Here is a 20,896-nt window from a genome sequence, read left to right on the forward strand (position 1 = left end):
TGGCACAATCTGTGCCGACGTGTCATCACCTCTTTATGACCTCAAGGAGGGCCTTCATGGCCAACTTCAAGGACATCATGGCAATGTGTTTGGACGGGGCAAGTTATGCTGTCATCTCCGCAGCATTAGGATGCTCGAATCGAGACATTGCCAAAGCCAAGTCACTGATTGCTGACCTCGCAATCACCAAAGAGTCGTTCGCTCAGCTGGATCCAGGGTTCTTCGACCGGCACTTCAGCGATCATCGCGGGGCTCGACGTGAGCGCTACGACCAGCCGGATTTCGAAAAGATCGCCAAACGCCTAGCGAACAACAAGCACCTGACTCGTCATAAGCTCTGGATGGACTACATTGCCACCCCGGCCACCCAAGGCGAGTCCAAATACCAGTACTCCCAATTCTGCGAGCGCCTGCGTGACTACATTCGCACCACCGGCATGACTTCGGTTATCGAACATGATCCTGGTCAAGAACTCTACGTCGACTGGGCAGGCGACAAAGTCTCCATCATCGATCAGGCCACCGATACCGTCGGGATGAGAGCCAGCATCTTCGTAGCCATCTGCCCGTATTCTTCACTGTTGTTTGTGACCGCAACGGCTAATGAGAGGATGGACAACTGGATTGCCTGTCATGTGAAAGCCTTGGAGTACCTCGGCAAACGCCCTGGCATTATCGTGCCTGATAACGCGCCGACTGCTACTTATCGGCCGGTGAAGAGCAAAGCCGCCCGGCGTATTCAGCAGCGCTACGCTGACTTCGCTGACTACTACGACATCCTGATTGTCCCAGCACGACCGGCGAAGCCTAGGGATAAATCAGCGGTAGAACGCGCCGTCCAACTCGTCTACACGCGCATCCTTGGCTACTTCGACGGCGTAACCTTCTATAGTCTCGATGAGCTTAATGAGGCTGTCGCCGAGCGGCTCGACGACATCAACATGCACATGCCCAGGCCAGATGGGCTGACCCGGCGTGAGCTTTTTGATGCCGATGAAGCGCCCATGATGCGCGACCTTCCTGACACCCCATTTGCGGAAGTATCCTGGCGCCACGTCAAAGTCGATCGCAACTGGCACATTTGCTGCGACTACCAGTACTATTCCGTACCTTTCCAGTACATCGGTAAGACTCTGCGGGCACGGTTGACCAACAGCCTGGTCAGTATCTTCGACGGTGACGAACTGATTGCAGAACACAGCCGCATGCATGGCTTTAAGTACCGCTATTCCACGGACCCAGCGCACACCCCAGACAAGGAGATTACTGGGGTGAAACCGCTGACCCGCGATGAGCTTTCTACCCGGGCTTCCTCGTTTGGGCCGGCGACGATGAAGGTCATCGCCATGATCTTGGAACGCAATGCCAAAGCCGTACCTCGCGGACTGCACATGGCTCGTAACGTACTCGTCAAGCTGGGCAACAAGCACAACAAGACCACCTTAGAGCCTGCCTGCCAGCAAGTTCTTGACCATAACCTCGCACCAAACATGCAGGTTATCGCCCGTATTCAAAGCGATATAGCCCGCAACGATCGCACCTTCGACAACACATCAGCAGCCCCGACCGATCAAGCAGCTCACTCGCGCACTGTTGATATCACAGCCATCCCGGATGCGGTGTACCTGCGCCCGGCAAGCCACTACGACACACCAAAGAAGACCCCGAAGAAGAAGGAGGACTAAGCCATCATGACCACCATCACCCTTGACGATGATATTCGTGCAACACTGCGCAAACTGAGGCTTTCGACCTTCGCTGACATCTTCTTTAACCTTGCCGCCGCCGATGAAACCAACACCGCACTACCTGAGGAGATCTTCCTCAAGGCTGTAGAAGAAACCGCGACCAAGCGTCGGCAGAACAACATCACCAAAGCCATTGCCCAGGCAAAGTTCCGGTACCCCGGTGCTACGCTGACCGAACTCATCAACCCTGATGAACGAGGACTGAACTTACGCCAGCTCAAGCGGATGGCCGCAACTCCGTGGCGCGATCAACCATCCAACGTGCATGTACTTGCCCCGACAGGTGCCGGCAAAACCTACATTGCCTGTGCCATTGGCGTTGCCGCCTGTCAGGCTGACTACAGCGTCGCTTACTATCGACTGGATCAGCTCGTCGATGAATTAGCGGCCTTCTCGCCAGCAGATGATCGTTATGTAGCCAAAATGCGCCGACTACAAAACATTGATGTGCTCATCCTCGATGATTTCCTGACCATAGGAATCAACCAGCGCGGACAAGAAGACCTAACCAAGATCATATTCGACCGCGATGGCAGACTACCGACCATCATCGTTTCCCAGACAACCGCCGCCTACTGGATCAAAAAGCTGCCCGACCCCGTCGGCGCGGACTCGCTGGTTAGCAGACTCAACGCCGGACAACGCATCGAACTCGGTGACTATGACATGCGCCAGCACCTCGCAAGCACCGTACGCGGTACAGCCGAATAACCGATCACACGAACGACTCGGCAACTAGCACCTAAAGGGACTGGTTGCCGAGCCCTACCACTTCGCCGGAAACCGGCCCTACCAACGGCCCGTAACACCCCTACCAACAAGCCGCACCCAGCAAAGAAGGCCATTTTAGCGGCTGGTTTTAGGCCATTTTGGCTCCGAGAATTAGGCCACCTCATTTTTGTAGGTAGTTGCTGATTGTTTTCGGTGACTGTTTTTCTTTTGCTCGTTTCCAGCGACGGCGGAATCCGATGGCCAATATCTGTGATCATTGTGGGCACATGAAAGGGCCATAGCTTAACGTCGCTGGTTGTTAGGTTCTTTTCTAGAAGCACTCTCTCTTACCAAAACGCTTCTGGGAAGGAACGGAAAGGTCCATGACGTTGACTATGACCCAGGTCGAACGTATCAGAATATTGGCAGATGATCACGAGATGTCCCAACGCGCAATCGCGCGCGAGTTGGGAATTTCACGTGACACGGTGAAGAAGTACCTTGATGCGGATGATTTCTCACCACAGCGCCCACCGGCTAAACACCAACCAGGTGCGAAAGTACTAGGAGCGCATCTGCAAGCAGTGATTGAAGCATGGCTGGAACAAGATCTTGCTCGCCCTCGTAAACAACGCCATACCGCGAAAAGAATCTTTGATCGCCTCGTAGACGAATACGGGTATCAGCATTCCTATAATCCAGTGCACCGTTTTGTTAAAACATGGAAAGATGAACACCGCGCACCATCTAAAGGTTTTGCCCCTCGTGTACCTATTGCTGGAACTGCGGAAGTAGATTTCGGCCAAGCGGAAGTCATTATTGCTGGTGAACCTGTCACCGCTCATATGTTGGCAGTATCGTTTCCGTATTCCAATATGCGGTTTGGACAGCTATTTTACGGTGAAACCGCTGAGTGTGTTGTCACAGGCTTGATGAACATCTGTGACCTGATCGGTGGTGTACCGCATGAGATGGTCTTTGATAACGCCACCGGCATCGGCAGAAGGATCTGCGACAAAGTCATCACCAGTGAACTGTTTTCCAGGTTTCGTGTGCACTACCGCACCAAAGCTAGGTTCTGCAATCCTGCATCAGGACATGAAAAAGGCAACGTAGAAAACGCTGTTGGCTTCCTACGCCGCAATCTCCTAGTACCTGTGCCGCAAGGAACAAGTCTGAAAGAGCTCAACGATGCCTTCTTCACCGGATCAATCAGGTTCGGTGACGAAATCCACTACCGGCACAAAGTCGCGATCAAGGACCTATTTGATGCCGACAAGCAGGCCCTACTTTCGCTGCCAACCCACCCGTTTATGGCTGTAACCTACCGCAACTGTGTCCCCGACAAGACCGGTGTCATCACCATTGATAACAATCGCTACCTAGTAGGCCCATCGTTTGCTAGGCGGAAACTGCTGGCCGAAGTATCTGCGGACCTTGTGACCGTACTAGATGAGAAACACCATCCGATCCTGTCCCTTCCTAGGCGCTTTGGCACGCATCCTGAATTGGTGTACTCACCCGCATCACTTCTTCCGCTACTGAAGGTGAAACCAGGTGCGTGGGCACAATCACCAATCCGTAAGGATATTCCAGATATCTTGAAACAATGGTGTCAGTGACGGTGGAAAAGTAGCCCAAGAATGACGGTGGAAAAGTAGCCCATCCGAGAAGAATTGGATGGGTGATTTCCATGGATGATTGGGCGCAGATCAGGATTTTGCGCAAAGATGGCATGTCGATTCGCAAGATCGCAGCAACAGTCGGCTGCGCGAAAAAGACGGTAGAGCGGGCCTTAGCCAGCAACACACCTGCGTCGTATTCGAAACGAGCTCCACAAAAGACCGCGTTTGACGAGGTGGAACTGGACGTTAGGGCCTTGCTCGACGAGGTCCCTGATATGAAAGCCACGGTTATCGCACAGCGCGTCGCCTGGCAGGGCTCGATGTCGTGGTTTAGGGAAAACATCCGACGAATCCGCCCCGAGTATCTCCCCCACGACCCAGTCGATACCCTCGACCATAAGCCAGGTGTGCAGATTCAATGTGACCTCATGTTCCCCGATGACGGTATCCCCGATACGCACGGTCACGCGGGGGTGTTCCCGGTGTTGGTGATGGTGGCATCGTATTCCAGGTTCATGGCCGCGTGTGTTCTTCCCACTAGGACAACCGGTGATCTGGTGTCTGGGATGTGGCTGTTGCTTCAGCAACGTTTTGGCGTAGTACCCAAGCAACTGTTGTGGGATCACGAATCCGGCATCGGCCAGAAACGCCTCGTCGATCAGGTCGTCGGGTTTTCCGGCACGTTGGGTGTGCGCATCAAACAAGCCCCGCCGAGGGATCCGGAAACGAAAGGCATTGTCGAACGCCACAACGAGTACCTGAAAACATCGTTTTTCCCCGGCCGGCACTTTGCCGATCATCAGGACGCGCAAGCACAGCTTGATGGGTGGATTGACACGATTGCGAACACTCGTGTGCACGCCAGCTTGGCGCAACGCCCGGTAGACCGATGGGTAGTCGACAAGGCTGCTATGAATCCGCTTCCCCCGTATCCACCGCAGACCGGTTTGACCAGGCAGGTACGGTTACCCAGGAACTACTACGTGTCTGTGGACGCTAATCGGTACTCGGTATCGCCTTCAGCCATCGGCAAGATTGTCACCATCTTTGTACAACTCGATCGGGTACTAGTTACCGATGGCACCGGGTTGATTGTTGCCGACCACGAAAGGGTGTGGGGCAAAAACCACACGGTCACCGACCCGCAGCATCAGAGGTTGGCGAAACAGATGCGCCAACAGCTTGCACAACCCACACCGCGTCTAGGAGACATTGTCGTAGAAACGGCGGACTTAAACGTCTATGACCGACTGACCGGCTGGCAGGAGTACTCGGCATGAGCGCCATCAATTACAAGCAAATCGATGCCGAGCTAGCCCACATCGCCACAGTGCTCAAAGCCCCACGCATCCGCAGCACCTACCATGACACGGCCGAACAAGCCCGTGACGGTGGGTGGACCTATGAAGAGTACCTAGCCGCTGTCTTGTCTGTTGAGGCTTCAGCCCGTCAGGCATCAGGGGCGCAGGCACGGATTAAGCGTGCAGGCTTTCCCCACATCAAGACTATTGAAGACTTTGACTTTATGGTTCAGCCAGCCATCGACCGGGCCAAAATCGCCCGGTTGGAGACATCTGCGTGGATTGCTCAAGGCTGCAATGTCATCTTCCTCGGCCCACCCGGGACAGGGAAAACCCACCTGGCCATCGGGCTAGGGGTCATCGCTGCACGGCACGGCCACCGAGTCCTGTTCGATACCGCAGCCGGCTGGGTGCAGCAACTCACCCACGCCCACTCCACAGGTAGTCTGCCGAAACTCTTAGCCAAGCTGGGCCGTTATGACCTCATCATCGTCGACGAGGTGGGCTACATCCCCATAGAAGCCGAAGCCGCCAACCTGTTCTTCCAGCTAGTGTCGACCAGATACGAGAAAGCCTCGCTCATCATGACATCTAACCTGCCGTTTTCCAGGTGGGGTGAATGCTTCGGTGACGCGACTATCGCAGCGGCAATGATTGACCGAATAGTCCACCACGCGGAAATCTTCACCCACAAAGGAAACAGCTACCGCATCACAGGACATGAAGACATACTCCCCTCGATCGCCGCCGAGCGAGAACACCAGATAAACTAACCACACACAAAAACTGGGCTACATTTCAACCGTCGAAACTGGGCTACATTTCAACCGCCGCTGACATGCGGTGTAGACCTTTTTCAACGCTGCAGATACGGCCCTACGATCCCCGTAGGAAACCCACCTATTTGCCGCCCTGATCAGGTGCACGATACACGTTTGAACCATGGACCCAGGCCAGGTGGATTCCACGGCTTCTGGTAGGCCTGTAAGCCCGTCGCAGCAGACGATGAAGACATCTTTGACACCGCGGTTAGCGAGGTTGGAACACACCTGGGCCCACAACGATGCTCCTTCCTCCTTGGCGATCCACAAGCCCAGGATGTGCTTGATTCCTTCGAGATCCACTCCGATGGCCATGTACGCAGACTTGTTGATCACACGGCCCCCATCACGGACCTTGATTCGCAACGCGTCAAGGAAGATGACTGGGTAGAACTCATCCAACTGGCGGTTTTGCCACACCATGACTTCATCAAGTACGGCGTCGGTAATCGCCGAGATTGTCTCGTGGGAGATATCCACACCCATCGTGGTGGCGAGATGATGCTGGATATCACGGATTGTCATGCCACCTGCGTACAAGCTGATGATCAGATCATCGATATCGGTTAAACGCCTCGAGCCTTTCGGCACCATCGTGGGGACAAACGTGCCAGCTCTGTCTCTTGGGACGTCCACGGTGACCGGCCCGTAGTTCGAGTCAATGGTCTTCGGGTAGCTGCCGTTTCGGTGATTATCCGTACCGACAGCGGCTTTACCGTCTCGATCACCAGCCTGATACCCCAGGTAGGCATCCATTTCAGCGTTCAAACCCCTTGTAATCGAGGCCTGTAACATGCCTCGAACTAGGTCGTTCGCATCAGTGGTAGAGGTACCGAGCTCATCAATCAACTTCGCGATTTCTGGGTTAGCAAGCAGCTTCTGCTCGATTGCATCAATCTTGGCCTTATCGGCTGGGTCTCGTCGTGCCACAGTCATCATTCTGGTCTATCTCCTTATGCGGGTCGGGCACCCACACACAAACCATCAGACACTCTCTTTGTATGCGCCTGCTGAATCCACGATCCGCAGAATCCTACGCAAGCAAGGCCTGATCACTCCGCACCCAGCCAAGCGCCCGAAAAGCGCCACCAAACGATTCCAAGCCAGTCTTCCCAACGAGTGCTGGCAATCAGACGTCACACTTATCCGCTTGGCCGATGGACGCGAAGTAGAAGTCCTTGACTTCCTCGACGACCACTCCCGCTACCTGCTTTACCTGGGCGCACACACGCGCGTCTATGGCCCCACCGTCGTCAAAGCTATAGAAGCAACCGCCGCAGAATACGGCCTCCCACAATCCACGCTCACCGACAACGGGCTGGTATTCACCGCCCGCCTAGCTGGAGCAAAAGGCGGCAAAAATGGCTTCGAGAAGTTCCTTGAACAACACAGCATCAAACAGAAAAACGGCCGGGTGGCCCACCCACAAACCCAAGGAAAAATCGAACGCTTCCACCAGACCCTCAAGAAATGGCTGAAGGCACAACCCCCAGCGACCGCCATCCCCGAACTGCAGAAACTACTCGACGAATTCCGAAACTGGTACAACAACAACCGACCACACCGTGCCATAGGCCGCCGCACACCCTCCGACGCATACTTCGACCTGCCAAAAGCAAGCCCCAACCTCTCGTCACCGAAGACAACCGCGTGCGCCACGACAAAGTCGACAAAGCTGGCAGAATCACCCTGCGCTTCGCCGGAGAAATGCGCTACCTAGGAATCGGGCGCGCCCACCAAGCAACCCCCACCCTCACCATCATCAGCGGAACACACGCAACAACCACTAACGCTCAAACCGGGGAGATCATCGCCGAGCACGACATCGACACTGGGCGCCGATACCAACCAAATCTTCTAAAGAACAAACGGCCGAAATAAACAGCAACGCCGCAAGGCAAGAACACTGTTCCTGCCTCACGGCGTCACTGTCAACCATGTCGCGACGGATAGTGTCAACTATGTCCCGACTGATGAAAAAGTGCCCCAGAGAGGAATCGAACCTCCGACACCGGCTTTAGGAGAGCCGTGCTCTATCCACTGAGCTACTAGGGCAACGCAGGCGCGCAGGGGCTTGCCCCGCGCTGAATGCGTAAGTTAGATTACCCCACCGCGAAGTGGCCGTGCCAATGGGGGCTGAAAGGGGGTCGCGGGGGAATGTGATTCTTTCTTTTCACCCGCAAACTCTTTCATTCGCGCCTATGCTGGATAGGAGTACTTCGCTTTGCTTCAGTCTTGCTAGAGGCTTTTTTAAAAGGAGAATAATATGTCCGAACTGCAGCCAATCTTCTACGATGTCGAGCGTCGCCCGGTTGTCGCCAAGGTTATTGATCGCGAGGGCACCAACGTCCTCGCCCTCGAGCTTCTGGCAGAGGATGGCACCACCACCCGCCTGCTCACCCTCAACAAGTTCGACTCCAAGCAGCTGTCCGCTGCGTGCGACCGCTACGTCCACCAGCAGCAGTCCATCGACTACGCAAACGTCAACACCCTGCTGACGGAGGTCGACCGCGTCGAGCTCTTGGGCGATGAGGACGACGAATAAAAACGTGCGCACCCTCCATGTCATTGGAATCGGTGCCGGAAGCCCCGAGTTTTTGACCCTTCAGGCAATCTCGGGGCTTTCTGCTGCCGACTGCGTGGTCGCGCTCGACAAGGGCGACGCGAAGGCGGATCTCTTGGCGCTGCGCCAGCACATCGTGGACACCCACGCGCCGGGCACGCCGATCGTCGCCGTCGTCGACCCGCCGCGCGACCGCAACCCGCACGACTACGACGCCGAGGTGCGCCGCTGGCACGCCGAGCGTGCGCGTTTGCTTGCCGACGCCATACGGTCCAACTCCGCCGACGACGGTCACGTGGCGTTTCTGGTGTGGGGCGATCCCTCGCTCTATGATTCGACCCTGCGGATCATCGAGCACATGAAAAACCTCGAGAACCTCGAGTGCGAGGTCGTGGTCACCCCGGGCATTACCGCAATCCAGGTGCTCACCGCCGCCCACGGCATCCTGCTCAACCGCATCAGCGAGGCCATCCACATCACCACCGCCCGCAAGCTCCCGGAGACCTCCGCGAGCGACCGCCGCAACTGCGTGGTCATGCTCGACGGCGGGGCCGGGTGGACGCAGGACTTTACCGAGCACACCTTCATGTGGTGGGGGGCGTTTCTGGGGACGCCGCAGCAGGTCCTGCGCAAGGGCTATGTCAAGGACATCGGCGAGGAGGTCGCCGAGCTGAAGAAGCAGCTTCGCGCGGAGCACGGCTGGATCATGGACACCTACCTGCTCCGCGAGCTGGACTAGCTAGGCCTCAAGCTCGGCGAGCTTGGCGCGCACCGCGGAGGCCGGCGGGTTGGTCATCGTGGTGCCGTCCGAGTAGCGGACGGTGGGCACGATGCGGTTGCCGTCGTTGACCGACATGACCCACTCCGAGGCCTCCTTGGCGTTGGGGTCGTTGTCGACGTCGATGAGCTCATAGGGGGTCTGCGTGCGATCGAGGCCCTTGATAAGTCGCTGGCAGAACGGGCACCAGCTTGCAGCATAAATAGTTACGTGTTTGTCAGACATGCGACTCATTGTGGTCGCTTTCCGCGGCCTCGCGCAACCGGTACCACTGAAAGCGGTAGCGCAGCCCCCCGTTCCTCGAGGTCCTCCACTCGGTCTCCCGCTCGAGCGCGAATCCCGTCAGCGGGGGAGCCTTCACCGCCTTGTCACCCAGCTCGCCTGCCAGCGTAGCGTCGATAAGCGTGACAACGACCTCCTCCACCTGCGGTAACGTCGCCGCGTAGACGCTGCCGCCGCCGATCACCCAGCCCTCAAACGTTGCAGGAAGCTTGTCGACGACCAAGGCGCCGCGCGACCATTCCCCGGGCGCGCGCGAGGAAAGAACCACGTTGTCCCGGCCGGGAAGCGGGCGGAAGCGCTCGGGGATCGACTCCCACGTGGCCCGGCCCATGAGGACCGGCTGGCCGAGGGTGGTCTCCTTGAAGTGGGCGAGGTCCTCCGGCAGGTGCCAGGGCATGGTCGCGCCGTCGCCGATGATCCCGTCGAGTGACTGGGCCCAGATCGCGCGCACTAGACGGCCACCGCGCCGCGGATGAGCGGATGCGGGTCGTAGCTTACGACCTCGATGTCCGCGAAGGTGTAGGCGTCGATGCTGTCCGCCTTGGCCAGCTTGAGCTGCGGGTACGGTCGCGGCTCGCGGGTCAGCTGCAGCTCAACCTGCTCGCGGTGGTTGTCGTAGATGTGGCAGTCGCCGCCGGTCCAGATGAACTCGCCGACCTCAAGGCCCGCCTGCTGGGCGAGCATGTGGGTCAGAAGCGCGTAGGAGGCGATGTTAAATGGCACGCCCAAGAACATGTCCGCCGAGCGCTGGTAGAGCTGGCAGGACAGCTTGCCGTCCGCGACGTAGAGCTGGAAGAGCAGGTGGCACGGCGGCAGCGCCATGTTGGAGATCTCTGAGACGTTCCACGCGCTGACGATGTTGCGGCGGGAGTCCGGGTTGTGCTTGAGGGTCTCGATCGCCTGCGCGATCTGGTCGATGTGCCGGCCGTCCGGGGTGGGCCAGCTGCGCCACTGCACGCCGTAGACGGGGCCCAGGTCGCCGTTCTCGTCCGCCCACTCGTCCCAGATCGTGACCCCGTTTTCGTGGAGGAACGCCACGTTCGAGTCGCCGCGCAAGAACCACAGAAGCTCGCCGACGATCGACTTGAAGTGCACCTTCTTCGTGGTGATCAGCGGGAAGTACTCGGCCAGGTTGAACCGCATCTGGGCGCCGAACAGGCTGGTGGTGCCGGTGCCGGTTCGGTCGTCCTTGTGGGTGCCTTCGGCCAGGATCTTGCGCAGCAGGTCCTCGTACGGGGTGGGGATGGGCGGTGCAGTCATGCGACTCAGTCTAGGTGCCGAAGGCGTCGATAAGCGAAAGCGCCTTAGTAGGAACCGTTTTCCTCGCGGAACTTCGCCGCGAGCTCTAGGATCTCATCGGCGAGCTCCTTGCGGCAGATGAGGATGTCCGGGAGGTAGGTGTCCTTGTTGTTGTACTGCAGCGGCGTGCCGTCGAGGCGGGAGCAGTGCAGGCCCGCGGCCAGGCACACGCCGACCGGTGCGGCGGAGTCCCACTCGTACTGCCCGCCAGCGTGGATGTAGGCGTCGTAGTCGCCGAGCAGGACGTGCATGGCCTTCGCGCCCGCGGAACCCAGCGAACCGGTGCTAAAGCCGAGCTGCTCGGCGATGTGGAGGGCGACCGCCGGGGGACGGTTGTGGGAGACTGCGATCTTCTTCGCCAGCGGGCCGGTCACGGCGCGGGCGTCGGAGGAGTGGAAGACGACGCCGAGGTCCGGCAGTCCGACGGAGGCGTGGGTGGGGGTGCCGTTCTCGACCAGTGCGATGTGCACAGCCCAGTCCTGGCGGCCGGTGGCGAACTCCTTCGTGCCGTCGAGCGGATCGATGATCCACACGCGCTCCTTGCCGAGGCGCTCCGGGTTGTCGGCGGCCTCCTCCGAGAGGAAGCCGTCATCCGGGCGGTGCTGCTCAAGCACGCGGGCGATCCAGTTCTGGGCGAGGTCGTCGCCGGCGTCGCCCAGGGCACGCCCGCGCAACACACCCACGTTACGGACGCCCTTGAGGATCTCACCGGTACCCTGGGCCAGGCGCTTGGACAAAGTTGCATCGTCAAACTGTGCAGTCATAACACCAGAGTCTAGTTGTTTGATTGAATAAGGACATGTCCGAATTCCCCAACGAGAGCATTCTCACCCGGTTCAGCCCGCAGGTGGCGCAGTGGTTTTCGGACGTGTTTGCCGCGCCCACGCCGGTGCAAGAGGGTGCGTGGCGGGCGATTTCCGCAGGTGAGAACGCTCTTGTGGTGGCGCCGACCGGCTCGGGCAAGACGCTGGCGGCCTTCCTCTGGTCGCTGGATCGGCTCGTGCAATCTGTAGGGCAAACCACACTCAACATCGGCGATTTTGATGCCCGAGTAAAGACAAGCGGGCGCGACCGAAATGGCCAGGGCGTGAAGGTGCTCTACATCTCGCCGCTCAAGGCCCTCGGCGTCGACGTGGAGCGCAACCTGCGCGCCCCGCTGATCGGCATCAACCAGGCCGCCGCCCGGCTCGGGCTCGACCACACCGACATCTCCGTCGCGGTGCGCTCCGGCGACACACCCGCCGCAGCGCGCGCCCGCCAGGTGCGCAAGCCGCCGGACATTCTCATCACCACCCCGGAGTCCGCCTACCTGATGCTCACCTCCAAGGCGGGGGCGATCCTCAAGGACGTGGACACGGTCATCATCGACGAGATCCACGCGATCGCGGGCTCCAAGCGCGGCGTGCATCTGGCGCTGACCCTGGAGCGGCTCGAGCGGCTGTGCGGGCACCCGGTGCAGCGGATCGGGCTGTCGGCGACGGTGCGGCCGTTGAAGGCCGTCGCGGGCTTCCTCGGCGGGGACCGGCCGGTGGAGATCATCAACCCGGCACAGGAAAAGCGCTGGCGGCTGGACGTGCACGTGCCGGTCGCGGATATGAGTGACCTGCCCACGCCCGAGGCGGCGTCGCCGATCGGCGAGTTCGTCTACGAGGACCCGTACGGGCTGGCGAGCCCGCTGGAGGAGGCGGGCGCCGGATTCGAGGAGTCGGCGCTGCCGACGCAGGGCTCCATTTGGCCGTTCATCGAGGAGAAGCTCTACGCCGAGATCATGGAGCATCGCTCGACGCTAGTGTTCGTCAACTCCCGCCGCAGCGCGGAGCGGCTCACCTCCAGGCTCAACGAGCTCTACGCGAAGGAGTACGCGCCCGAGACGCTCTCCCCGCCGCTGCGCCGCCCGCCCGCGCAGGTAATGGTCTCCGCCGACGCCGCGGGCACCGCCCCGCCCGTCATCGCCCGCGCCCACCACGGGTCGGTGAGCAAGGACGAGCGCGCCATGACCGAGACGATGCTCAAGGAGGGGCAGCTGCGCGCCGTCGTGGCCACGAGCTCGCTGGAGCTGGGCATCGACATGGGCGCGGTCGAGCTGGTGGTGCAGGTGGAATCCCCGCCGTCGGTGGCCAGCGGCCTGCAGCGCGTGGGCCGCGCGGGCCACGTCGTGGGCGCGGTGTCCCAGGGTTCCTTCTACCCCAAGCACCGCGCGGACCTCGTGCAGACCGCCGTGACGGTCACCCGCATGAAGGCAGGGCTTATCGAGGAGCTCCACGTGCCCGCGAACCCGCTGGACGTGCTCCTGCAGCAGACGATCGCGGCCGTGGCCGTGGAGGACCTCGACGTGGAGGAGTGGTACGCGACCGTGCGGCGCGCCTACCCGTACCGGGACCTGGCCCGCGAGGTCTTCGACGCGGTCATCGACCTGGCCAGCGGCGTCTACCCGTCGACCGACTTTGCTGAGCTGCGGCCGCGGGTGAACTTCGACCGCGTGACGGGCGTGCTTTCCGCCCGCCCGGGGGCCCAGCGCGTGGCGGTGACCAGCGGCGGGACGATCCCCGATCGCGGTATGTTCGGCGTGTTCTTGGTCGGCGGGGAGCAGGGCGCGCGCCGGGTCGGCGAGCTGGACGAGGAGATGGTCTACGAGTCGCGCGTGGGCGACATCTTCACCCTCGGCGCAACCAGCTGGCGGGTGGAGGAGATCACGCGCGACCAGGTGCTGGTGACGCCGGCGCCGGGGCACACCGGGCGGCTGCCGTTTTGGACCGGCGACAACGCCGGGCGCCCCGCGGAGCTGGGCAAGGCGTTGGGCGCGTTTCGCCGCGAGGTGTCCACCGTCGGCGCCGAAGCCCTAGACGGCTGTGAGCTGGACGCCTACGCCCACGACAACCTCCTGCGCTTCATCGACGAGCAGAAGGAAGCCACCGGCGTCGTCCCCGACGAGCAAACGCTGGTGCTCGAGCGCTTCCGCGACGAGCTGGGCGACTGGCGGGTCGTCCTGCACACCCCGTACGGCCGCGGCGTGAACGCGGCCTGGGCGCTCGCGGTGGGCGCGCAGATCTCGGAGGCGACCGGCATCGACGCCCAGCCCATCTCCAGCGACGACGGCATCGTCTTGCGCCTGCCCGAGGCCGACCGGGAGCCGGGGGCAGAGCTGTTCATGATCGACCCCGACGCGATCGAGCAGCTGGTCACCGAGCAGGTGGGCAACTCGGCGCTGTTCGCCTCTCGCTTCCGCGAGTGCGCCGCCCGTGGGTTGCTGCTGCCACGCCGGAACCCCGGCAAACGCGCGCCCCTGTGGCAGCAGCGCCAGCGCGCGGCCCAGCTGCTCGACGTCGCGCGCCGGTACCCGAGCTTCCCCATCATCCTGGAGACCGTGCGCGAATGCCTCCAGGATGTCTACGACCTGCCCGCGCTGGTCGAGCTCATGGGGGAGCTGAAGCTGCGCCGCGTACGCATCGCGGAGGTCACCACGACCCAGCCGAGCCCGTTTGCGAGCTCGGTGATGTTCAACTACACCGGCGCGTTCATGTACGAGGGCGACAGCCCGCTCGCGGAGAAGCGCGCCGCAGCACTCGCGCTCGACCCGGCGCTTTTGGCCAAGCTCCTGGGGACCGTGGAGCTGCGCCAGCTACTCGACCCCGAGATCATCGACGAGGTCGATCGCAACCTGCGCCGCGTGTCCGCTCATCGCCTCGCGCGCAACGCGGAAGAGCTTGCCGACGCCTTGCGGCTGCTCGGCCCCATCCCGGAAGCGGAGCTGGCGGAGCACCTTGCCGACGACTACCGGGCGACGCTCGTCCAGAGCTTCTCCGACGAGCCCGCCGAGGCCTCAGAGCTTGCGGCCGCCGCGGGCGCGCAGCTGGCGGGGAGGGTCATGCGGGTGCGCATCGCCGGCCGCGAGCACCTGGCCCAGGTCCTCGACGCCCCGCTGCTTCGCGACGGGCTCGGCGTCCCCGTGCCGCCGGGGGTGCCCGCGCAGGTCGAGCCGATCACCGACGCGCTGCACCAGCTGCTTTCTCGCTGGGCGCGCACGCGCGGGCCGTTCGTGCTCTCGGATGTGACCGACGCGTTCGGGCTCGCCGCGGGCGTGGCGTTCACGGGCCTTGCGGCGCTGGTGGAGTCCGGATCGCTCATCGAGGGCCGCTACCGCCAGGGCGTCGACGAGCAGGAGTACGTGTCCAAGGACGTGCTCACCATCCTGCGCCGCCGCAGCCTCGCGCTCGCGCGCTCGCAGACCCAGCCGGTCTCGGCCTCCACGCTGGGCCGATTCCTGCCCGAGTGGCAGCAGGTCGCCGCGGTGGGGGAGAGCCCGACCCTCCACGGCGCCGACGGCGTGTTCGCCGTGTGCGAGCAGCTGGCGGGCGTGCGGCTTCCGGCGTCGGCCTGGGAGAGCCTCGTGCTACCTGGCCGGGTGCGCGGCTACTCGCCGCTCGACCTCGACGAGCTGTGCAGCAACGGCGAGATCGTGGTCGTGGGCGCCGGCAGCGCGGGCTCCGCGGACCCCTGGGTGTGCCTGCTGCCCGTCGACTACGCCGCCGAGCTGCTCGATCTGTCCGACGAGCCCACCCTCTCCTTACTGCAGGAGCAGGTGCTCGCCCTCCTGCGCCGCGGCGGCGGCTTCCTCTTCGCCGACATCCACCGCGAGGTCTCCGGCGAGGACTTGGGCCTTGTCACCGGCCAGGCAACCGAGGCGGAGCTGCGCGCGGCCCTGTGGGGCCTGTTCGAGCTGGGCCTGGTCTCCCCGGACGGGTTCGCGCCCCTGCGCGCCCGGCTGGCGGCGGGCACCGGGTCGAAGTCGGCGCACCGCGCCAAGCGCACGCCGCAGCGTTCCCGGCTGCGGATGGGGCGCACGAGCTTCGCGCAGACCCAGCGCTCGCAGGCGCCGCTGGACATGTTGGGCCGCTGGGCGCTGACCCCCGCGGCGGACACCAACGCCACAGCCCGTTCGGTCGCCCATGGCGAGGCGTGGCTGGACCGCTACGGCGTGGTCACCCGCGGCGCGGTCGTCGCAGAGAGCGTCACCGGCGGCTTCGCGCTGGTGTACAAGGTGCTCACACAGTTCGAGGAGGCGGGCAAGGCCATGCGCGGCTACCTCGTCGAGGGCCTGGGCGCGGCGCAGTTTTCCACGCCCGCGGTCATCGACCGGCTGCGCGGGGTCGCCGACAGCGAGGACGTCGGCGGCTGGCCGTCCGGTTCGACGGACCCCAAGGCCTACGTGCTCGCCGCCTGCGATCCCGCCAACCCATACGGCGCGAGCCTGCCGTGGCTGGTGCCCAACCTCTCGCGCGCGGCCGGCGCCCTAGTCGTGCTTGTCGACGGCCTCTTGGCCGCGCACCTCACCCGCGGCGGGAAGAACCTCACCCTCGGCACGCCACCAGACGGCGTGAGCGATGAGGAGTTTTTCGGGAGGGTGATCGACGCCCTGCTGGCGGAGCTCGCGGCGAAGCGGCTCCCGCGGATCGTCGTGGAGAAAATCGACGGGGAGCCTGCCCTCACGCACCCGCTGGTGCAGGTCGCGCGCGAGCACGGGGTGGGGGTCACGCCGCGCGGGTTGCGGCTGGCGGCCGTAGGCCCGTCGACAAGCGTAAATGCACCAAGACGGGGCAGAAGCCTCACGCAGGCTATTGCCGAGGAGACCGGCCATGGGACGAGCAAGAGCGTGAACGGCCCTTTTAGGCCCAATGAAATGCGATTTAGGCGATGAAAAACCCACACTCGGCAGGGCGCGAGTGTGGGGAATCGCTCAAACCTAGATGGTGGCCTTCCAGGAAGCCTTGTCAGAGAAGATCTGGAGCTGGGGGTCGTAGTTCAAGGTGTACTCACCGGGATCCGCGCCCTTGAAGCAAACGTCTCCGGTGATAGTACCGCCGGGAGCGAGGGATCCGCTTTCGAGCATGTTGGCGCTAGCGACGAAAGTCGGGTCGGTGATCACGCCATTAGGATTCTGGACCTTCCAATCCCAGTATCCCTGGAAATCGGCCTGGTCTGTGCCGTTATTGGTGTAGTTGACCTCGGCACAAACATTCGGGTCTCCGAAGACATCTGTGATGGAGTTGAAGGAGTTCACGGTGATCGCGAGCCCCTTGCGTCCGGTAAAGGTTTCGCCTACTGCCAGATCGGAATCCTTCGAGGATGCGTTGGAAGCAGAATCCTGACCGCCGGAGGTGGCGGCGTCGATGGCCGAGGACACACTGGCCGCTGCATCGCTGAGCTGCGCTGCGGCATCATTCGAGGGGGTGGAGCTAGTCGAGGTCGAGGTGGAGTCTCCTCCGCCGAACATGCTTGACAGGATGCCACCAACGATCAACACGCCCGCGGCGATGCCCCCCCCACTTGAGGCAGCCTCCCTTTTTCTTCGGCTTTTCAACGTACACGACTTGGGGCTGCCCAGATCCGTCGGCCGGAGGCTGGGAGTTTCCATATGGGTTGGGAGGGGTCGTCATGAGAGCTCCTGCAGATTAGGGCGCTTTTGAGGGGGGAGCGCCTGATGGTGTGGATAGCAATTTCATTATATGAAGCAGGATGCTCAGAAAAAGATCATTCTATTCCCATTTACCCCCGCGACCTGTGGCTCTGCAGCCCCCATTTATAAGGGATTATCGATTAGGAAGTTGCTTCTTCTTAACTTTGATGCGGGTTCGCCCTGATCTTTGGATTCGAAAAACCTTTATAAAGAACGGATCCCAGTAAAGGGATCGCTATCTATAGTGAATTCCTAAGAAGGTGGGGGCAAAGAATGTGGGGAATGTCAAAGGGTTATTGCGCGGCCTGTTCCTTAAAGCGCGCGCCCCACTCGGCCATCGCGTCGAGCACCGGCTCCAGGCTTAGCCCCAGCTCGGTGAGGCTGTATTCGACGCGCGGCGGGACCTCGGCGTAGACGGCGCGGTGGACGACGCCCGCCTGTTCGAGGTCGCGGAGGTTGGTGGTGAGCACCTTCTGCGAGATCCCCGTGACGGACCTGCGCAGCTCGGTAAAACGCTTGGTGCCGTCGAGCAGGTCGCGCATGATGAGCGCGCGCCACCTGTTGGAGAGGATCAACAGCGTGGTTTCCACGGGGCAATCGGGCAGGTTTTCGGGTGCGAGAAGATTTTTTTCGGCCATGTTTATCGCTCCTGAGCTTAATAGTTTCCAATTGGTTGCTAGAGAACTTTTTTGTTGTTGCTCGCCAATGTACACCATGTTGGTTATTGTGTGAAGTGTCAACAAAAACGGTTCTGAAAACGAAAGAGAGAAACCACCATGAAAATCGCAGTCGTCGCCGCCAACGGCAAGGCCGGTAGCAAGATTGTCGACGAGGCCATCGCCCGCGGACACGAAGTCACCGCCATCGTGCGCGGCGAAAACCGCTCCCACGCGCCCGAGGCCATTATCACAGACATCCTCGACATCACCGCCGAGCAGATCTCCGGCTTCGATGCGCTTATCGACGCCTTCGGTGCCTACGCCGAGGACCAACTGCCGCTGCACGACGCCTCCGCCCAGCACCTAGCCGACCTGAGCGCCGCCACGGGCGTGCACTTCTACGTGGTCGGCGGCGCGGGCTCGCTGTTTGTCGACCCGGAGCACACCACCCAGCTGCTCGACACCGACGCCTTCCCGGCCGAGTTCCGCCCGCTCGCCGACGCCCAGCGCAAGCAGCTGGCCAACCTCCGCGGCCGCACCGACGCCACCTGGACGTTCGTGAGCCCCGCGATCGAATTCCTGGCCGACGGCGAGAAGACCGGCTCCTACGAGATTGCCGGCGAGGAGCTGTCCTTTAACGAGGACGGCAAGTCTCAGGTGAGCTACGCCGACTTCGCCTCCGCGATCGTCCACCTCGCGGAGGACGGCGGGCACGTGCGCGAGCGCGTGAGCGTGCGCTGGTAATAGTTAGGGTATGCCAGAAGGGGATTCCGTCTACCAGCTCGCCCGGCGCCTGCAGTTCATGCGCGGGCGGGAGGTGGTCGGCATGGACGTGCGCGTTCACCGCTACGCGCTGGCCGACTTCTCCGGCGAGCGCGTCGAGCGTGTCTGGCCGTACGGCAAACACCTGTTCATGCAGATGGGCCCGCACGTGGTGCACACGCACCTGAAGATGGAGGGGCATTGGGCCATCCACCTCGAAGGCGATCGGTGGAAGTACCCCGGCCACACGGCGCGCATCGTGATTCGGCTCGACGGCGCGCCGCGGGAGCGGGCGATCGAGCTGGTCGGGCATTCCCTCGGGTTCGTTCGCATCTTCCCCGCGAGCGCCTACAACGAGCAGGTTTCCGGTTTTGGACCCGACGTGCTTGGCGACGACTGGCCCACCCGCGGCCGCGACGAGGCCATCCGGCGGCTCGCTCTTCGTCCAACTCGGCCGATCGGGGCGGCGCTGTTGGATCAGTCCAACCTGTCGGGTGTCGGCAACGAGTACCGGGCGGAGATCTGCTTCATCTGCGGCCTCCACCCGGCCAAGCCTGCGGGCGAGGTGGATCTCGCGCACGTCGTGGAGGTAACCCGAAAGGTCATGTGGGCCAATCGGCTCTCGCCGGTGCGGGTGACCACCGGCATCAAGCGCGCGGGCGAGAACGGCTACGTGTTCGGCCGCAACCACCGCCGCTGCAGGCGGTGCGGCACGCTCATCGAAAAGGGCGTGCTCGGCGGGGTCGACCTCGGCGGCGACGAAGGAGAGCTCGAGCGCATCATCTGGTACTGCCCGCACTGCCAGCCGCTCTAGTCGCTGAGGCGATTCATGCGCTCGACGAGCCCGTCCCACGACGCGAACGGCAGCGTCAACCACGTAAACGCCAAGTTGCGCAGCCGGAGGGTGGCCACCTGAGGCTCGTCGAGAAGCGCGCCTTCTACGGAAAGGCCGTCTGCCAACGCCTCGCGCTGGGAAAGCGCCAGGCGATCGAGCGTCGCGGCGTACTCGTGCGCGTCGCAGATCTCCTCCAGCGTGCGGAAACCCGCCGCCTCGTAGAGCTCCTCGGCGCCGAAATCGAGGAGCTTCTTCGCGCTCAGGATGCCCCGGGGATTGACGAGGTTCTGCGGGTGCGGGTGTGCCGTGCCGATCCGATCGCCGGGGACGTCGACGAGCCCCACGCACCACGCGAGCGTCTCCAGCGCCGCGACCTGGTCGAGCACGGCGCCCACGGCGGGTGCGCCCTCCCCGCGGGAGAACGCATCAAACAGCCGCTGCTCCTGGTCGGTGAGCGTGACCAGCGCCAGGTCGAAGCGGTCGGACAACCCGGCAACGTCCGGCGTCTTGCCGCGCCACACGGCGCGCGCGACCTCGATGAGCACGGCCAGGCACACGATCCTATCGACGACCTCGCCGACCTCCGGCAGCACGAGCTCGGACACCTCCGGCACGGGGACCGCGTCCACGTCGACGCGGTAGCCCTGGCGCACTAGCGCCGTGCGCACCCGCCTAGCCCGCTCGACCGCCCGGGCGTTGAACGCGGGGACCAAACCCGGCGTGTACAAAACGCGGTTGCCGAAGGCGTCGAAAAGCTCGCCGGAGGCGTCAACGAACAGCACCGACGTGCCTGCCGCCCACGACGCGGCATCGTCGGGAACGCGATCGCCGGGGAAGTCATAGCGGGTCAGCGAGCGGCCGAGCTGGTTCATGAACGGCTGCACCGCGAACGGGTCGATGCCCGCGTCGACCGCGATGCGCTCGTTGATCCGGCCCGCCTGGTCGAGGAACTCCTCGCGCAGCGCGCGGGATTCTGGCGTGCCGGCGTACAGCGGGCGCGGGGCGGGGCCGCCGGGCAGGGCGGCGTTTTCGGCGGAGTAAGCAATGATGGTCATAGC

Annotated in this window: 17 protein-coding genes, 1 tRNA gene and 2 pseudogenes; 11 read left to right on the forward strand and 9 right to left on the reverse strand. The window is 62.3% G+C overall.

What is annotated here, in order from left to right; translation table 11 throughout:
- The first annotated feature begins 56 nt into the window (after positions 1-56).
- The 5 genes from istA (B843_RS04305) to istB all read left to right on the forward strand — a co-directional run bounded on the left by istA (B843_RS04305) (position 57) and on the right by istB (position 6,158).
- The gene (gene istA / locus B843_RS04305) at positions 57-1,685 is read left to right on the forward strand and encodes an IS21 family transposase (protein ID WP_025252291.1); all 1,629 of its coding nucleotides are present in this window, start codon (positions 57-59) and stop codon (positions 1,683-1,685) included.
- Between the two features lie 6 nt (positions 1,686-1,691).
- Positions 1,692-2,459: an ATP-binding protein gene (locus tag B843_RS04310; RefSeq protein ID WP_025252292.1), complete on the forward strand. Its 768-nt coding sequence runs from the start codon at positions 1,692-1,694 to the stop codon at positions 2,457-2,459.
- Between the two features lie 395 nt (positions 2,460-2,854).
- Positions 2,855-4,081, forward strand: coding sequence for an IS21 family transposase (gene istA, locus B843_RS13780; protein WP_169729835.1), 1,227 nt, complete (start codon positions 2,855-2,857; stop codon positions 4,079-4,081).
- Between the two features lie 71 nt (positions 4,082-4,152).
- Positions 4,153-5,364: an IS21 family transposase gene (gene istA, locus B843_RS04320; RefSeq protein WP_081751627.1), complete on the forward strand. Its 1,212-nt coding sequence runs from the start codon at positions 4,153-4,155 to the stop codon at positions 5,362-5,364.
- Positions 5,361-6,158: an IS21-like element helper ATPase IstB gene (gene istB / locus B843_RS04325; protein ID WP_025252294.1), complete on the forward strand. Its 798-nt coding sequence runs from the start codon at positions 5,361-5,363 to the stop codon at positions 6,156-6,158. The genes istA (B843_RS04320) and istB overlap by 4 nt, the downstream gene beginning before the upstream one ends.
- A 66-nt stretch (positions 6,159-6,224) precedes the next feature.
- Here istB and B843_RS04330 read toward each other — a convergent pair.
- Positions 6,225-7,145 (reverse strand): annotated as a pseudogene (locus B843_RS04330) (IS256 family transposase); the annotation flags it as partial.
- Positions 7,146-7,203: 58 nt separating this feature from the next.
- On the opposite strand from B843_RS04330, the pseudogene B843_RS14335 reads away from it, so the two are divergent.
- Positions 7,204-8,087: pseudogene (locus B843_RS14335) on the forward strand (integrase core domain-containing protein); the annotation flags it as partial.
- Between the two features lie 101 nt (positions 8,088-8,188).
- Here the strand turns inward: B843_RS14335 and B843_RS04335 are convergent.
- Positions 8,189-8,261 (reverse strand) — tRNA-Arg (locus tag B843_RS04335).
- 211 nt (positions 8,262-8,472) lie between these two features.
- Between B843_RS04335 and B843_RS04340 the strand changes: the two genes are divergently transcribed.
- Complete coding sequence (locus B843_RS04340; RefSeq protein ID WP_025252296.1) at positions 8,473-8,751, forward strand: hypothetical protein; 279 nt, start codon at positions 8,473-8,475, stop codon at positions 8,749-8,751.
- Between the two features lie 4 nt (positions 8,752-8,755).
- Complete coding sequence (cobF, locus tag B843_RS04345) at positions 8,756-9,508, forward strand: precorrin-6A synthase (deacetylating) (RefSeq protein WP_025252297.1); 753 nt, start codon at positions 8,756-8,758, stop codon at positions 9,506-9,508.
- Here the strand turns inward: cobF and B843_RS04350 are convergent, their stop codons facing one another.
- Genes B843_RS04350 through B843_RS04365 form a run of 4 tightly spaced genes read right to left on the reverse strand, consistent with a single transcriptional unit; the run spans position 9,509 to position 11,892 of the window.
- Positions 9,509-9,772: a mycoredoxin gene (locus B843_RS04350; RefSeq protein WP_025252298.1), complete on the reverse strand. Its 264-nt coding sequence runs from the start codon at positions 9,770-9,772 to the stop codon at positions 9,509-9,511.
- The gene (locus B843_RS04355; RefSeq protein WP_025252299.1) at positions 9,765-10,280 is read right to left on the reverse strand and encodes a dihydrofolate reductase; all 516 of its coding nucleotides are present in this window, start codon (positions 10,278-10,280) and stop codon (positions 9,765-9,767) included. The genes B843_RS04350 and B843_RS04355 overlap by 8 nt, the downstream gene beginning before the upstream one ends.
- Positions 10,280-11,089, reverse strand: a complete 810-nt coding sequence (locus tag B843_RS04360) for a thymidylate synthase (protein WP_038595275.1) — start codon at positions 11,087-11,089, stop codon at positions 10,280-10,282. Before B843_RS04360 ends, B843_RS04355 begins: the two co-directional genes overlap by 1 nt.
- Before the next feature lie 44 nt (positions 11,090-11,133).
- Positions 11,134-11,892, reverse strand: coding sequence for a 3'(2'),5'-bisphosphate nucleotidase CysQ (locus tag B843_RS04365; protein WP_025252301.1), 759 nt, complete (start codon positions 11,890-11,892; stop codon positions 11,134-11,136).
- Positions 11,893-11,927: 35 nt separating this feature from the next.
- On the opposite strand from B843_RS04365, the gene B843_RS04370 reads away from it, so the two are divergent.
- On the forward strand, positions 11,928-16,823 hold the full coding sequence (locus tag B843_RS04370; RefSeq protein ID WP_051483444.1) for an ATP-dependent helicase: 4,896 nt from the start codon (positions 11,928-11,930) through the stop codon (positions 16,821-16,823).
- Positions 16,824-16,868: 45 nt separating this feature from the next.
- Here B843_RS04370 and B843_RS13210 read toward each other — a convergent pair whose 3' ends face one another.
- Positions 16,869-17,429 (reverse strand): DUF4352 domain-containing protein, encoded by a 561-nt coding sequence (locus B843_RS13210; RefSeq protein WP_025252303.1) that lies wholly within the window; start codon positions 17,427-17,429, stop codon positions 16,869-16,871.
- 446 nt (positions 17,430-17,875) lie between these two features.
- Positions 17,876-18,220: a winged helix-turn-helix transcriptional regulator gene (locus B843_RS04380; protein WP_025252304.1), complete on the reverse strand. Its 345-nt coding sequence runs from the start codon at positions 18,218-18,220 to the stop codon at positions 17,876-17,878.
- A 138-nt stretch (positions 18,221-18,358) separates the two neighbouring features.
- Between B843_RS04380 and B843_RS04385 the strand changes: the two genes are divergently transcribed.
- Together B843_RS04385 and B843_RS04390 are read left to right on the forward strand one after the other, a co-directional pair.
- Positions 18,359-18,985, forward strand: a complete 627-nt coding sequence (locus B843_RS04385; RefSeq protein ID WP_025252305.1) for an NAD(P)-dependent oxidoreductase — start codon at positions 18,359-18,361, stop codon at positions 18,983-18,985.
- 10 nt (positions 18,986-18,995) lie between these two features.
- The gene (locus B843_RS04390; RefSeq protein WP_025252306.1) at positions 18,996-19,817 is read left to right on the forward strand and encodes a DNA-formamidopyrimidine glycosylase family protein; all 822 of its coding nucleotides are present in this window, start codon (positions 18,996-18,998) and stop codon (positions 19,815-19,817) included.
- Here the strand turns inward: B843_RS04390 and B843_RS13985 are convergent.
- Positions 19,814-20,893: a DUF4272 domain-containing protein gene (locus B843_RS13985; protein WP_025252307.1), complete on the reverse strand. Its 1,080-nt coding sequence runs from the start codon at positions 20,891-20,893 to the stop codon at positions 19,814-19,816. The genes B843_RS04390 and B843_RS13985 overlap by 4 nt on opposite strands.
- Positions 20,894-20,896: the final 3 nt, after the last annotated feature.

It is taken from the genome of Corynebacterium vitaeruminis DSM 20294 (genome assembly GCF_000550805.1).
Taxonomy (GTDB): domain Bacteria; phylum Actinomycetota; class Actinomycetes; order Mycobacteriales; family Mycobacteriaceae; genus Corynebacterium; species Corynebacterium vitaeruminis.